Source organism: Streptomyces sp. NPDC054841 (assembly GCF_053611045.1).
Genome location: NZ_JBSGZO010000219.1, coordinates 1 through 13,993 on the forward strand (window position 1 = coordinate 1; position 13,993 = coordinate 13,993).

Sequence of the window (13,993 nt, forward strand, 5' to 3'; positions counted from 1 at the left end):
GTTCGGATCAGGCCGGATCAGCGAGCGGGGTCTGGCGCGTGCAGCTGCAAGGCGGAGGAAGGAGCCACTGCGGAGCATTGGCGACTGACGACAACGCAGCAGATGTGCGTGCCAGGGCACGCGAGCCCGGCAAGATCCGAACGACAGGCCCTAGGCCCGCACACACACGGAGACGCACGGAATTGCCAACGGGGAGAATCATGCGAGTAGCGCCGTGGGTGCGTCGGTCCCTGCCCCCGCCGGGCGCCGCCGGAACCCTGGTGACGAGCGCCTTCTGCGGCTCCATCGGAACCGGCCTGTTCCTTGCGGGCAGCATGCTCTTCTTCACGCGGGGCGTGGGCCTGTCCGCCGTCGAGGTGTCACTGGGCCTGTCGGTGGCGGCGGTCTGCGGAATGCTCGCCTCCGTGCCGCTGGGCGGCCTGGCGGACCGGGTAGGGCCACGCCCCATGATGGTCATCCTGTACGTGTGGCGCGTCGTGACCTACGGCCTGTACGTCCTGGTCCACAGCTTTCCCGCGTTCCTGGTCGTCGTGTGCGCCACCACCATCGCGGACCGGGCCAGCCCGGCGATCAACCAGGCCATGGTCGGCGAGCTCTTCAGCAAGGAGGAACGCCTCCGGACCATGGGCTACCTACGGGCCGTACAGAACGTCGGGCTCTCCCTGGGAGCCCTGTTGGCCACGTTCGCGCTGTCGTGGGAGTCACGAGCGGCCTATGACCTGCTCGCCCTGGGCAACGCGGCGTCGTACGTCCTGATGGCCGGCCTGGTGTGGCGCATCCGGCCGGTGCGCGGGGCGGTGTCACCCGCCGTCGCGGACCGGCGACCGGCCAAGGGCGCCCGGCGGGGCGGAATGATCCGCCCGTTGAAGGAGAAGGCCTTTTTGGCCCTGAGCGGTTTCAGCGGCGTGCTGGCTTTGCACGACACCGTTCTCTTCGTCGGTCTGCCGCTTTGGGTCGCCGAGCACACGCAGGCACCGCTCTCCCTGGTGAGCATCGCCCTCATCGTGAACACCGTGGTCACGGCGGTGAGCCAGACCTGGTGGACCCGACTGGCGCGGACGCTTCCACGGGCGGTGCGGGGGATGGCCGTATCGGGTGCCGTGCTGGCACTGGCCGCCGTCGCGATCGGTCCGGCATCACACATGAGCGCGTGGCAGGCGAGCGCACTGCTGCTGACCGGGGTGTTGCTCCTCACGATCGGGGAGAACCTGCACGCGGCTTCCGCGTGGGAGGTCGGCTTCGAGCTGTCCCCGCCGGATGCCCGGACCACGTACCTGTCCGTCTTCCACCTCGGGGAGTCGGCACGCGACGTGGTCGGGCCCATGCTCGTCGTCTCGCTCGTCGTCGGCACGGGTTCATGGGGATGGGTCGGCCTGGCCGTGCTCTTCCTGCTCGCCGGCGGCGCCTCACGACAAGCGGCACGTGCCGTCGCGCGTACGAGGAGCCTCGCTTCCGCGGGGACGACGAAGGTCGCGGACGAAGAGACGAAGCCCGGGGAACTCACCACCAGGCCCTGAAAGAGGACTGGGAACTCCCCGAAGGGGGCTCCTCGAAAGGGGCTCTTCGAGAAGGACATGCCGCGAGAAGAGTCCCTCGACACGACCCACTTGCCAGGGAAGGCAGAGAAATGACCGCATCAGCCGTTCAGCACCTTTTGATCATAGGCGGGGGTATGGACCTCCCGGGCCGTGCCCGCTCGGCCCACCCCACCATGTCCACCAGCATGATCTGCCGTCGGGAGGTGATGTCCTGGCTGGTCGAACCGGAGAAGAACAAACGGCTCATCGTGCTCAGGTCGGACGCCCCCGTGGAGGAATGGGTCGAGGCCGCCAGGTACATCCACCATGTGGCGCCGGTCGACGCCGTCTTCAATTTCACCGAGAAGGACACCGAGAAGACGGCCGCCATCGGGCGGGCGCTGGGCCTGCCCACCCCTTCCGCCCAGACGTACCACTTGATCTCGCACAAGCTCGACATGCGTCGTCGGCTGGCCGAAGCCGGCGTCGACGACACCCGGGCACGACTGGTGGAATCCGCACGGGACGTCGAGGAGCTGGCCGCGCTCGTCGGATACCCGCTGATCTGCAAGCCGGTCCAAGGCGTCGGAAGCAACGGGGTGTCGAGGATCGATTCGGCCGCCGGTGTCGAGCGCGCGCTGGCGTGGGGCGGCGCAGCCCTGTCTTCCGTACCGTCCGATGCGTTGATGGTCGAGCAGTTCCACGGTGGATCCGAGTTCAGTGTGGAATGCCTGAGCGAAGGGGGACGGCATGTCGTCGCCTGCGTCACTCAGAAGATCGCCGAACCGGACCACTTCGTGGAGTTGGGCCATGTCCTCCCCGCCCCGCTCGACGACACCGATCGCAAGCGGATCGAGTCGGTCGTCCTGGCGATGCTCGACGCGCTCGGCGTGACGGACGGAGTGACGCACACGGAAGTGGTCGACACCGGCGACGCGGTACGCGTGATCGAAACGCATTTGAGGCCCGCGGGCGACGAGATCCCTTACATGCTGGCGGAGGCCTGCGGTGTCGACCTGATCGAGGCGCTCGCCCGCCAGAGCGCCGGGCTGCCCGCCCTCGACGCGGTGGCGAAGCAGCTCGCCGAAGCGGATCCGCACCGCTGTGCCGCCATCTGGTACCGGAGCCCGGACGTGGCCGGCGAGGTACGCGCGATCGACGGTCTGGACGAAGCACGCGCGATGCCGGGCGTTCGCGACGTCTCGATCCTGCGGGGGGTCGGCGAGCAGCTCACGGCACTGTCCGGCTCCTCCGCGCGATCCGCGTACGCCTGGGCCGTCGGGGCGTCACCGGACGAAGCGCTGACCAGGGCGCGCGACGCGGTCGAGCGGTTGCGCTTCTCCGTGACTCCGCAGTCCTCACCGGAGGCGTAGAACGCGGGCAGGAGACATGGATCCGGTCGGCGGTGGACGAGGTCAGGGAACGAGAGCGGGGGGATGACCCACGTCCGGCCCGTAGAAATAGGGGGGTTCGTCCGACCAGTCGGGGTCCGTCGCGCACGGCCCGCCGCTGCCGCCACGGAGCCGCTGGAACTCGCCTTCCCACGTGACGCGAGTGCCGTAGCCTCCGTCACGTTCGGCCTTGAGGCTCCACTCTTCGGTCCGCTGGTCCTCCCCGTACTCGGTAATGCGCCAACCCTCCTTCGTCAGGTGTTCGCGGAGTCTGCGCAGCGCGGTGAGAGCCTCGGTCTTGGACACCTTTCCCAAGGTCCAGCTGTGGTGAAGCCGGTACGCGCCTTTCACGGGGTCGTCGGCGATGCTCAGCAATCCGTCGGGGTAGCAGTAGTCGGATCCGTAGGTGTTGTTGGTGAAGACGTCCACGTAGCCCGGTTCGATGGTGCGGTCGATGCCGAGCGCGGCGTACGCGTCCTGGGAGTAGGCGGAGATCCGGTCAGCCATCTTCTCGGGCTTGACGTCGGGGTAGACGGAATCCGTCACGGCGTACAGGAAAGCCACCACGGCCAGCAGCACCACCGCACCGCAGCCGATGCCCGCGGCCTTGCGTCCGCCCTTGAGGGGCGTTTCGCCCTCCGTGGTGCGCACGTGCCCGGGCAGTGGTGAGGGGTCTTCCACATCGGCGAGGCTGCGCGCACTCCGCTCTCGCGGTATCCGGGCGCCCGGTGGCTCTTCGGTCATACCGTCATCCAACATCGCTGGACGACCCGCGGCATGAGCGGTTGTACTCAGACACTCCCGGGCATCGAAGCCGAACCGGCGCTTCTTACCGGGTCCTTCGCCCCCTTGCCGGAGTGTCCACGAACCGAAGCCGGGGCGCGGTGAGCGGCCTCCTCCGCACACCCCTCACGGGTATCCAACCGCGCGGGGCATCCAGCCGGGCGGACAGCGCGTTGACCACGGAGGCGCCGACGCCGTGCAGGCCACCGGAGGCGGCGTAGGAGCCGCCGCCGAATTTTCCGCCGGCGTGGAGTTTGGTGTAGGCGATCTCGACTCCGGACAGGCCGGTGCGGGGTTCGGTGTCCACGGGGATGCCGCGGCCGTTGTCGGTGACTTCCACGGAACCGTCGTCGTGGAGGATGACCTCGATGTGGTCGCAGGCGCCGGCCAGGGCCTCGTCGACGGCGTTGTCGATGATCCCCCACAGGCAGTGCATCAGGCCGCGGCTGTCGCTGGATCCGATGTACATGCCGGGGCGTTTGCGTGCGGCTTCGAGTCCTTCGAGCACCATCAGGTGCCGTGCGGTGTAGTCGGAGCCGTCCTGAGGGCGGCTGCCGACGGCCGGGACGGGGAGTGTGCTCACGCAGTGCTCTCCTGGGCAGCAGAGGGTAGTGGTGGGGCTTCGGGTCGGGCGTCCGAGAGGGGCGGGAGCAGTGCCCAGGGTCAGATGTCGAGGAAGCGGACGTCCTTGGCGTTGCGTTGGATGAAGTGGCGGCGGGCTTCGACGTCCTCGCCCATCAGGACGGAGAAGAGGTCGTCGGCGACGCCCGCGTCATCGAGGGTGACCTGGCCCAGGACCCGGTGGTCGGGGTCCATGGTGGTGACGCGCAGTTCCTCGGCGTTCATCTCGCCCAGGCCCTTGAAGCGCTGGATGGAGTCGTCCTTGATCCGGCGGCCGTCCTGCCGGCCCCGTTCCAGGAGCATGTTGCGTTCGCGGTCGGAGTAGGCGTATTCGACGTGGTCCCGGCTCCACTTGATCTTGTACAGCGGGGGGCGGGAGAGGTAGACGTGGCCCTCCTCGATCAGTGGGCGCATGAAGCGGAACAGGAAGGTCAGCAGCAGGGTGTTGATGTGCTGGCCGTCGACGTCGGCGTCCGCCATCAGGATGATCTTGTGGTACCGGAGTTCGGCGATGTCGAAGTCCTCGTGCACGCCCGCGCCGAACGCGGAGATGATCGCCTGGATCTCCTGGTTGTGCAGGATTTTGTCGATCCGGGCCTTCTCCACGTTGAGGATCTTGCCGCGGATCGGGAGGATCGCCTGGTACTGCGGGTTGCGGCCGGATTTGGCCGAACCGCCGGCGGAGTCTCCTTCCACGATGAAGATCTCCGACATCGCCGGGTCATTCGACTGGCAGTCGGACAGCTTGCCCGGCAGCGCCGCCGTTTCCAGCAGGCCCTTGCGGCGAGTCAGGTCGCGCGCCTTGCGGGCCGCGACCCGGGCCGTGGCCGCCTGGATGGCCTTGCGCACGATGTCCGCGGCCTCGTCCGGGTTGCGGTCGAACCAGTCGGTCAGATGCTCGTGGACGATCTTCTGCACGAAGGTGCGCGCCTCGGTGTTGCCGAGTTTGGTCTTGGTCTGGCCCTCGAACTGCGGCTCGCCGAGCTTGACCGAGATGATTGCGGTCAGGCCCTCGCGGATGTCCTCGCCGGAGAGGTTCGCGTCCTTTTCCCGCAGCAGCTTCTTCTCCCGCGCGTAGCGGTTGACCACGGTGGTCAGGGCCGTGCGGAAACCCTCCTCGTGGGTGCCGCCCGCATGAGTGTGGATCGCGTTGGCGTAGGAGTACACGCTGTCGGTGTACTGGCCATTCCACTGCAGGGCGACCTCGGCCGACAGCAGCCGTTCCGTGTCCTCGGCGGCGATGGTGATGACCGAGGGATGGACCGGCTCGCCCTTGCGGGCATTGAGGTAGGCGACGAAGTCGGTGATGCCGCCGTCGTAGCGGTAGGAGACCGTCTTCGCTGCCGGGTCCGAGTCGGCTTCGTCGGCCGCGGCCGTCGCGCGCGCGGAGGGCCGTTCGTCGGTGAGGGTCAGAGTGAGCCCGCGGTTGAGGAAGGCCATCTCCTGGAAACGCCTGGCCAGCGTCTCGAAGGAGTATTCGGTGGTCTCGAAGATGTCGCCGTCTGCCCAGAACGTCAGCGAGGTGCCTGTCCGGGAGGTGGCCTCGTGGCGGGACAGTGGGGCGGTGGGAGCGCCGTCCCTGTAGTCCTGCGTCCACCTGTAGCCGTCGGTCCAGATCTCCGCCGACAGCCGGGTCGACAGGGCGTTGACCACCGACAGACCCACACCGTGCAGACCGCCGGAGACCGCATACCCGCCGCCCCCGAACTTCCCGCCCGCGTGCAGCACGGTCAGCACCACCTCGACGGCCGGCCGCTTCTCCACCGGGTGCATCCCCACCGGAATGCCGCGGCCATTGTCGACCACCCGCACGCCACCGTCGGCCAGGGTCGTCACGTCGATCCGGTCGGCCACCCCCGCGAGTGCCTCGTCCACGGAGTTGTCCACGAGCTCCTGCACCAGGTGATGCAGCCCCCGCTCTCCCGTGGAGCCGATGTACATCCCGGGCCGCTTGCGCACGGCGTCCAGGCCGTCCAGAACAGTGATCGCGTTGGCGTCATACGCCGCCGTCCCCACATGGCCAGGCTGCTGGGATTCGGGGGTACCGGTGACGGCGCGAGTGTCGTAAGTGGTCACAGATGCTCTCTTTCGGGCATGGCAGACCGCGCTCCCGCACGACGGTGCGGGAGCGGCCGGACAGCTGGCGGAGACAGGGCAGGCAGCCCAAAACAGGGCCCCGGAGGCTCGCGGGGCCTCGGGACCGCTGACTGCCGAAACGCTGTCCAGGATACCGGGGATGCCCCTTACTGGAGGGGCGAGAACGCCCCCTTGCGCCACCGTGCGACCCTTACTCCACCCAAGCCAATCCCCCCTGCCTTGACCCCTTGAAGATGCGACAGAGGGCCACTCAGGAGCTTTCTTGGCGCCTTGCCGCATAGAGCCCCAGGCACTATTTCCGGCGCGACCCTCCGCGGGTCACCAGTCGCGCCGCGTCGGGCCGCCAGCCCCCGGCCTCCCGTCGAACCCCGCCCGGTGAAGGTGCTGTTGGAGGCGGCATCAGGCGTTCACGGTTGCCGCTGGTCGATGGTGCTGGTGAGCTGGTCGGCGTACTCCGTCAGGAGCGGCTCGAGTTGGGCGTAATGGGTGTTCGGTCCCGGGGTGGCGAGGCAGTTGGCGATCGAAAACGCCGCCTCACGACCGCCCGATCGAGGGGGCTGGCCAACTATCGAACGAGATGGCCGACTACCGGTCGACGTCACACCAGCCGCCCGTTGCCCTCCCCTGACCACTGGCACATACGTCCACGATCTGCCTCCTCTTCACCCATTACGGGGCGCAATGGGGGCCGTTCTTGGAGCATGTGTACTCATCGCCCGCCCTTCAGGAGTTTTCGTGAATCCCGTGCCCTTACCCGTGAATGGCCCCGCCGCGTTCGAACAGCACCGGGCGGTTGACCTGTCCCTGCGCCCGTTCGGACGCAGTGTTGACGCTGTCGCCCGCGGTGTTCGCCGCTCATCAAGACCGGATACGAGGTGGGGGGCATGACACAGGAAACGGAGCTTCAGGCCGCCTCGCCCGAAGCGGTGTCCGAGTCGGAACGGCTGCTGTTCGGGGGCGAGCTGGCGTACGACATCGGCTGGTCCCGGCACCAGGGGGCATGGCTGGGCCTGGACTTGTGGGCGATGGCCCGCACGCTGCCGAAGCTGATCGGCACCGCGGTGCGGCTGGCTCACCAGGCCGACGCGCGGGCGCTGCGCAGGGTCTGGATCTCAGAGGTGGGACGGGGCGTCGTGCAGGCCGTCGGGCTGGTGGCGGTCAACTCGGTCCTGGGGCATCTGCTCGCCGGTGGGACGTCCACCGAGCGGCTGTCGAGGGCGGTGCCCGCACTGGTGGTGGTGGCTGTTGCCGCGTTGCTGGGGTCGCTGCTGCGGTCGGTGTCGACGGCGGCCACAGGCGCTCTGGAGCCGAAGGTGCAGAGGGTGGCGACCGAGCGGTATCTGTCACTGGTCGCCCGGGTGGAACTGTCCGCGATCGAGGACGACGACTTCCACCGGCTGCTGGACTCCGCCGGATACGGCGCCGACTCGGCCCGGCGGATGGTCAAGTACTGCACGGCGGTGCTCAACTCGCTCATCTCGCTGGTGGCAGCAGCCGGTGTGCTGACCGTCCTGCACCCCCTGCTGCTGCCGCTGCTGGTGGCGATGACGCTGCCGAGCGCCTGGAGCTCGCTGACGATCGCCAAGATGCGCTACGTCTCCTTCCACCAGTTCGTGCAGCACGCACGGGCCGGCCAGTTGCTCGGCCGGCTGCTGATCGACCAGCAGGCCGCCGCCGAGGTTCGTGTGCACGACGTCGGCCCTTTCCTGCTGGCCCACTTCCGGGGCATGGCCGAGACCAGCGAGCGTGAGCAGACCCGGCTGGCCCGCTCGGCCGCCCGCAAGGGACTGATCGCGGACGGTGCCACCGGCCTCGCCACGATCGTCACCTATGGCGTGCTGGGGGTTCTGCTGTGGTCCGGCAGCATGGAGCTGTCCGTGGCAGGCACCGCGGTCCTGGCCATCCGCACCGGTTCCGCCAGCCTTGACCAGCTCGTGCTGCAGATCACCGACCTTCATCAAGAGGCCCTGTTCGTCGCCGACTTCGAAACGCTGTGCCAGGAAGCGGTCAGGCGCGCCATTCCCACCACGGGTCTCGACCTGCCCGAGCGCGTCGACGAGATCCGCTTCGAGAAGGTCACGTTCACCTATCCCGGCAGCACCCAGCCGGATCCGTCCTTGCGCGAGGTGGACGTCACCATCCCGGCAGGGAAGATCATCGCCTTGGTCGGGAGCAACGGGAGCGGGAAGTCGACACTGGTCAAGCTGCTGAGCGGGCTCTACCGTCCGGATCCCGGCGGCGGCCGGATCCTGTGGGACGGGGTTGATGCGGCCGAGGCGGACCGGTCCCAGATCTTCGGGCGCGTGGCCATGGTCGCGCAGGACTTCTACCGCTGGCCGTTCACCGCGCGGGTCAACATCGGCATCGGCCGCTCCGGCGAACCGCTCGACGACCAGGGCATCGAAGCCGCCGCCTACGCCGGCGCGGACCAGGTCCTCGAAAAGCTGCCGCGCGGCCTGAGCACACTACTGGCCCGCGGCTACCGGGGCGGGCACCAGATCTCCGGCGGCCAGTGGCAGCGCCTGGGCATCGCCCGAAGCTGTGCGCAAACAACCTCACGGTTCCGTATGGGCATTCGATTCCTCCATGAACTCGACGTAGCGGAGCACTTCTTCTGCGCTGTAAAGCCGTTGAGTCCTGTGGACGGGGGTGGGGTTGTATCCGTCCTCTTTGAGGAGCGGACGAAGTTCCACAAGTGCGTTGCCAATGGTGCGAGGGCTCACCTTGAAGAGGGCGGCGATCGTCGGCCGGGTGGCGATCTGACGCATGGCGAGAATCGCGGCAAGGACTCGACCCTCGTCAGTGATCTTCCTGTAGACGACTGCACCTGGGTCCTTCTTCAGCTCGGTGCCTCGCCGCTTGTGTCGAATTTCCTGAAGACGGGCTTGATACCGCGTAGCCAGGCGGGCGGTGATGGCGTCGAGTTCGCCACGGCTCATGCCGGTGATGGCCGGATGCCGCAATGCTTCTTGAGGGTCGGCCTCCTGCAGGGAGCCGGCGGAGGCGACGAAATCTCTGACCGCCTGCGCGGTGGAAAGTCTGAGCGCGATGGCTCGCACCGGGTGGTTGTGTTCTGCCAAGAGGACCCGGGTCTCGCGAGTGGCCTGCTGAAGGGCGCTTCGACCTACTCCGAGCAAGTCTCCCAGTACGGGCATCGGGCAGACCTCACGGAGGTAGACGAGGGTTGCCACAATGCGAGCTGCGGGCGTCATTACCGTCATTCCGCCAGCGCCTTTCGCGCGGCGTCGTCTTCCGCCTCGTCGGTTGTAAGCCCGCTGCTCGGCCTTGGCCTCTTGGGCTGGTACGAGAAGTTCGACAAGGCGGCTCAGTTCCTCCCGGCTCACCCCGGTCAGAACCGGATGGGAGAGCATCTCCAGCACTTCCGGCTGGATGGCTCTGGGGCTGCCGCCGCCCTCTTGCGCGGCAGCGAAGCGGCCGTGTGGCTGGATCGTGTAGTTCCAGACTCCGCGGGTGTCGTGTGGCTGGATCGGCAAGGAGTCCAGATACTCCTTGCTCACGGTGATCCCGATCGGATAGGGGCGCGTGTCGAGTTCGGCCTCGACACGCAGCCCGGAGCGGGTGCGGGTGGATTCGATGGTCTTGATGACGACTTCGTGGCTGGTCAGCGGGCGTCCGCGCCAGTTCATCGTGATGTGGGAGAAGAGACGGTGCTCGACCTTGTTCCACTTCGATGTTCCGGGCGGAAAGTGGCAGACGGTAATGGCCAAGCCGGTTTCCTCGGCGAAAGCTGCGAGTTCGGACTTCCACAGTCGGTATCTCGGAGAGTTCGAGCCACCGGAGTCCGCTGTGACCAGAAGGCGCTTGGCTTTTGGGTATCCGCCCTTGCCGCGGTTGTCCCACCATCGGCGAATCGAGGCGACGGCGAAGGCCGACGTGTCGTGGTCCACGCCGACATTGACCCAGCCTGTGTTGGCCGAGACGTCGTAGATGCCATACGGGATGACCTGCTGGATGTCACCGCGGAAGAACAGCGAGTGGTCCTCGACGTCGATCGGCTCACCCTTGGGCCGCCACTCGCGGCCCGGAGTGTGGTACTGGCCGATCATTTCCTTCTTCTTCGTGTCCACGCTGATGACCGGCTCACCGGCCGCCTGATGTTCTTTCACCTGATCGTTGATGTAGTGGAACTGGGCGTCCCGGTCGGGGTGTTGCTTTCCTTCAAGGGTCTTGGCGTTGCCCTGAAGACTGAACCCGTTCGCACGCAACAGCTTTCCGACTGTGGTCGCGGAGACCGGATGTCCTTGCTTGGCCAGCTCGGTGGCAAGATTTCGCAGCGACTTGGTCGTCCACCTCAAAGGAGACATGGGATCGCCACGCTCATCCGGTTCGACCAACGCCAACAGGGCGGGCAACAGTTCGGGGTCCTTCTCGGTCGCGTTTCTGCGGCCACCCCCTGGGCGTCGAATGCGACCTGCCGGAAAGGGCGTCGGCTCGTCTTCGAGTTCGGCGATTCCCCTTCGAACCGTCGTTTCGCTGACACCGGCCACGCGGGACACCGCGCGTATTCCGCCATGCCCCACCTCACGGGCCTCCGCGGCCAGCAGCAAGCGCCGCTGCCTTTCGTTGAGATGAGGGAGCAACGCCCCCAATCGCGCCGCGAGTTGACGAAGCGCCGGTTGGGATATGCGCATGCAAGATCAACGATCACGGGGTCCACGAAGCAACGCGTTGTTTCCGGACGGCTTCCCCGCGCCCGCTATCGCAACGCCGACGTGCTGATCGTGGACGAGCCCACCAGTGCGCTGGACGCGGTCGCCGAACAGCGGGTGTTCGACCAGATCCGCGCCCTCGTCGGCGAGGGCCAGACGATCATCCTGATCACGCACCGGCTCCACTCCGTGCGCCACGCCGACCTGATCTACGTCCTTGACCAGGGGCGGGTGGTCGAAGCCGGGACCTTCGACGAGCTCATGCACCCACGCACAGGCACCGGGGCGTTCCGCGACGCCTACCTGCTGCAGTCCCGCGCCTACCAGCACACCGTCCCCACCCAGAACGACGGGGCCATGGACGACAAGCGGGCCGGAGGACTCGCGTGAGCTCCCCGGGCGGAGACGGAGATCACGACGGTGCAGATGGTCTTCCGGGCCCGGCGCTGGAAGGGGACGCCGGAGGTCCTGGAGCCGGGCAGGTGCGTCAGCTGGAGTGAGAGCTGCACTCTTTTCAGTGATATATGAGTGATCTTTAGCATTCATGAGTGAGTGTCTCGTACGTTCGTGGGCGTGAATCTGACCGAGTGGGCGAGGGCTCAGGGTGTACATCCGCAGACGGCGCGGCGGTGGTTCCGTGAGGGGACTTTGCCGGTGCCTGCGCGGCGTGTGGCCCGCGCACGATCCTGGTGAATGTGGAGGCCAACGCCGCTGCGCGAGCCACGGGTGGTGTGGGCCTGTACGCCCGGGTCTCCTCCCACGACCAGAAGCCCGATCTGGAGCGTCAGACGGCGCGGCTGGTCGGGTGGGCGGCGCAGGCGGGTCACCGGGTGGTGCGGTGCGAGGCGGAGATCGCCTCGGGCATGAACGGCTCTCGCGTGAAGGTGCGGCGGCTGCTGGCCGATCCGGCGGTGACCACGATCGTGGTCGAGCACAAGGACCGGCTGGGGCGGATGAACACCGAGCTGGTCGAGGCCGCGCTTGCCGCGACAGGGCGCCGTCTGGTGGTGCTGGATGGCGGCGAGGTCGAGGACGATCTGGTGCGGGACATGGCGGAGGTGCTGACCTCGTTCTGCGCTCGCCTGTACGGGCGTCGCTCGGCGCGCAACCGGGCCCGCAGGGCGCTTGAGGCGGCCAGGCATGGCTGACCTGCGTCCGGTCCAGAAACCGTTCGTCGCACTCGGCCCGTCCGGGGTGGCCGTTCGTGACCGGCTGGGGCACCTCACCCCTGAGGATGAGAAGGTCCTGCGGCTGACCGGTGAGCACCTGGGGCGCCTGGGTCCCTGGACCTGGCTGCACGCTGCCGCGATGGCCTGAAGCATTCCGCCGACACGTGGGCGGCCCGCAAGCGGGCCCTGACTGCCGAGTCGTCCTCCCGCTGGGCCGGGTCGATCACGAAGGCCACCCACGATCAGTGGGCGCTGTCCCGGCGCTGTCAGCTCGCCCATATCCAGTCCCTTGAGGCCGGTGTGCGCACGCTCATGCACCGCCTGTCCCGGCCGGTCGGGGAGAAAGGCACCAAGCGGGCGCCGGGCGGATACCGCTCCGAGCGCGAGTGGTTCATGAAGTCCCGCCGCCTGCACGCCCTCAACGACCGGCTGGAGGCTGCCCGTGCCGACCGCGAGGCCGGGCGTGTGCACGTCGTACGGGGTGGCAGGCGTCTGCTGAACACCCGGCACAACCTGGACGCTGCCCAGCTCACCGAGGCCGAATGGCGCCGGCGGTGGGAAGCCGAACGCTGGTTCCTTGCCGCTGACGGCGAGTCGGGCAAGCGGTTCGGCAACGAGACCATCCGTGTCACCCCCGAAGGCGAAGTCAGCATCAAGCTCCCGGCTCCGCTGGCCCATCTGGCCAATGCCCGAGGCGGCCGGTACGTCCTCGCCGCCCGCGTGCAGTTCAAGCACCGGGGCACCGAATGGGCCGACCGTATCGACGCGAACCGGGCCGTGGCCTACCGCATCCACCTGGACGCTTGGCGGGGGCGCTGGTACCTGACCGCCTCCTGGCAACGGCCTGTCGTCAAGACCGTGCCGCTGGAAACCGCACGCGCCCACGGCGTGGCCGGTGTCGACACCAATGCCGACCACTTCGCCGCCTACCGGCTCGATAACTGCGGCAACCCGGTCGGCGAGCCGCACCGCTTCTTCTTCGACCTCAGCGGCAGCGCCGATCACCGTGACGCACAGATCCGGCACGCGATCACCCGTCTCCTCCACTGGGTGAAACGCTGCGGCGTGACCGCGATCGGCATGGAGAACCTGGACTTCGCAGCGGAGAAGACCCGCGAGAAGCACGGCCGCCGCAAGCAGTTCCGGCAGCTCATCTCCGGCATGCCCACCGGGAAACTCAAGGCCCGACTGGTCTCCATGGCCGCCGAACTCGGCCTCGCGATTGTCGCGGTGGACCCGGCCTATACCTCCAAATGGGGCGCGCAGCACTGGCAGAAGCCCCTCACCAGCAACAAGCGCAAGATGACCCGCCACGACGCAGCCGCCGTGGCGATCGGCAGGCGCGCCCTCGGGCACCCGATCCGGCGACGGACGGCACCGCCCCCGCACGACCAGAGCGATCGTGCGGGGCATCGGACCGTCCAGGCCCCATCGGGCACCCGAGAGCGTGAGGGAACCCGCCCCCGTATTCCCGGACCACGGACACGATCCGTGCGCGCCGGACGCGGAGCGAACGCGGGGGACCAGAACGCCCAACACCGTTCGGGGCGTTCGACTGAGCATGAGTTCTGGCAACAGGACTCACTCCCGCTCAGTTTCTAGGAACGGTTGGTGGCACCCGGACGCGCTGCCGGAGCCGATCGTCCGTACACCCGCGCCGCGATCGAACGCATCCAGGCAGGCCGCCTCTACAGCGAGATCGGCTGGACCTGACGCGGGTCCGGCGGGGCACGTCGGGCCACGGC

General features: G+C 67.9%; 5 protein-coding genes and 5 pseudogenes. 6 read left to right on the top strand and 4 right to left on the bottom strand.

Annotated features, from left to right (window positions below):
• Nucleotides 1-200: 200 nt before the first annotated feature.
• Together ACWGI8_RS25870 and ACWGI8_RS25875 are read left to right on the top strand one after the other, a co-directional pair.
• Nucleotides 201-1,517, top strand: coding sequence for an MFS transporter (locus ACWGI8_RS25870; protein ID WP_453664402.1), 1,317 nt, complete (start codon nt 201-203; stop codon nt 1,515-1,517).
• Nucleotides 1,518-1,711: 194 nt separating this feature from the next.
• On the top strand, nt 1,712-2,890 hold the full coding sequence (locus tag ACWGI8_RS25875; protein ID WP_453664403.1) for an ATP-grasp domain-containing protein: 1,179 nt from the start codon (nt 1,712-1,714) through the stop codon (nt 2,888-2,890).
• A 42-nt stretch (nt 2,891-2,932) separates the two neighbouring features.
• On the opposite strand, the gene ACWGI8_RS25880 is transcribed toward ACWGI8_RS25875, so the two are convergent.
• The 3 genes and pseudogenes from ACWGI8_RS25880 to gyrB form a co-directional block, all read right to left on the bottom strand.
• Complete coding sequence (locus ACWGI8_RS25880) at nt 2,933-3,652, bottom strand: hypothetical protein (RefSeq protein WP_453664404.1); 720 nt, start codon at nt 3,650-3,652, stop codon at nt 2,933-2,935.
• A 190-nt stretch (nt 3,653-3,842) separates the two neighbouring features.
• Nucleotides 3,843-4,202 (bottom strand): annotated as a pseudogene (locus tag ACWGI8_RS25885) (ATP-binding protein); the annotation flags it as partial.
• 152 nt (nt 4,203-4,354) lie between these two features.
• Nucleotides 4,355-6,388 (bottom strand): DNA topoisomerase (ATP-hydrolyzing) subunit B, encoded by a 2,034-nt coding sequence (gene gyrB / locus ACWGI8_RS25890; RefSeq protein ID WP_453664405.1) that lies wholly within the window; start codon nt 6,386-6,388, stop codon nt 4,355-4,357.
• Nucleotides 6,389-7,293: 905 nt separating this feature from the next.
• On the opposite strand from gyrB, the pseudogene ACWGI8_RS25895 reads away from it, so the two are divergent.
• Nucleotides 7,294-8,949, top strand: a pseudogene (locus ACWGI8_RS25895) (ATP-binding cassette domain-containing protein); the annotation flags it as partial.
• 15 nt (nt 8,950-8,964) lie between these two features.
• On the opposite strand, the gene ACWGI8_RS25900 reads toward ACWGI8_RS25895, so the two are convergent.
• Nucleotides 8,965-11,061 (bottom strand): ISAzo13 family transposase, encoded by a 2,097-nt coding sequence (locus ACWGI8_RS25900; RefSeq protein ID WP_453664406.1) that lies wholly within the window; start codon nt 11,059-11,061, stop codon nt 8,965-8,967.
• A 51-nt stretch (nt 11,062-11,112) separates the two neighbouring features.
• Between ACWGI8_RS25900 and ACWGI8_RS25905 the strand changes: the two are divergent.
• The 3 pseudogenes from ACWGI8_RS25905 to ACWGI8_RS25915 all read left to right on the top strand — a co-directional run.
• Nucleotides 11,113-11,469: pseudogene (locus tag ACWGI8_RS25905) on the top strand (ABC transporter ATP-binding protein); the annotation flags it as partial.
• A 183-nt stretch (nt 11,470-11,652) separates the two neighbouring features.
• Nucleotides 11,653-12,227: pseudogene (locus tag ACWGI8_RS25910) on the top strand (IS607 family transposase).
• Nucleotides 12,220-13,850 (top strand): annotated as a pseudogene (locus ACWGI8_RS25915) (IS200/IS605 family accessory protein TnpB-related protein). Before ACWGI8_RS25910 ends, ACWGI8_RS25915 begins: the two co-directional pseudogenes overlap by 8 nt.
• Nucleotides 13,851-13,993 lie beyond the last annotated feature (143 nt).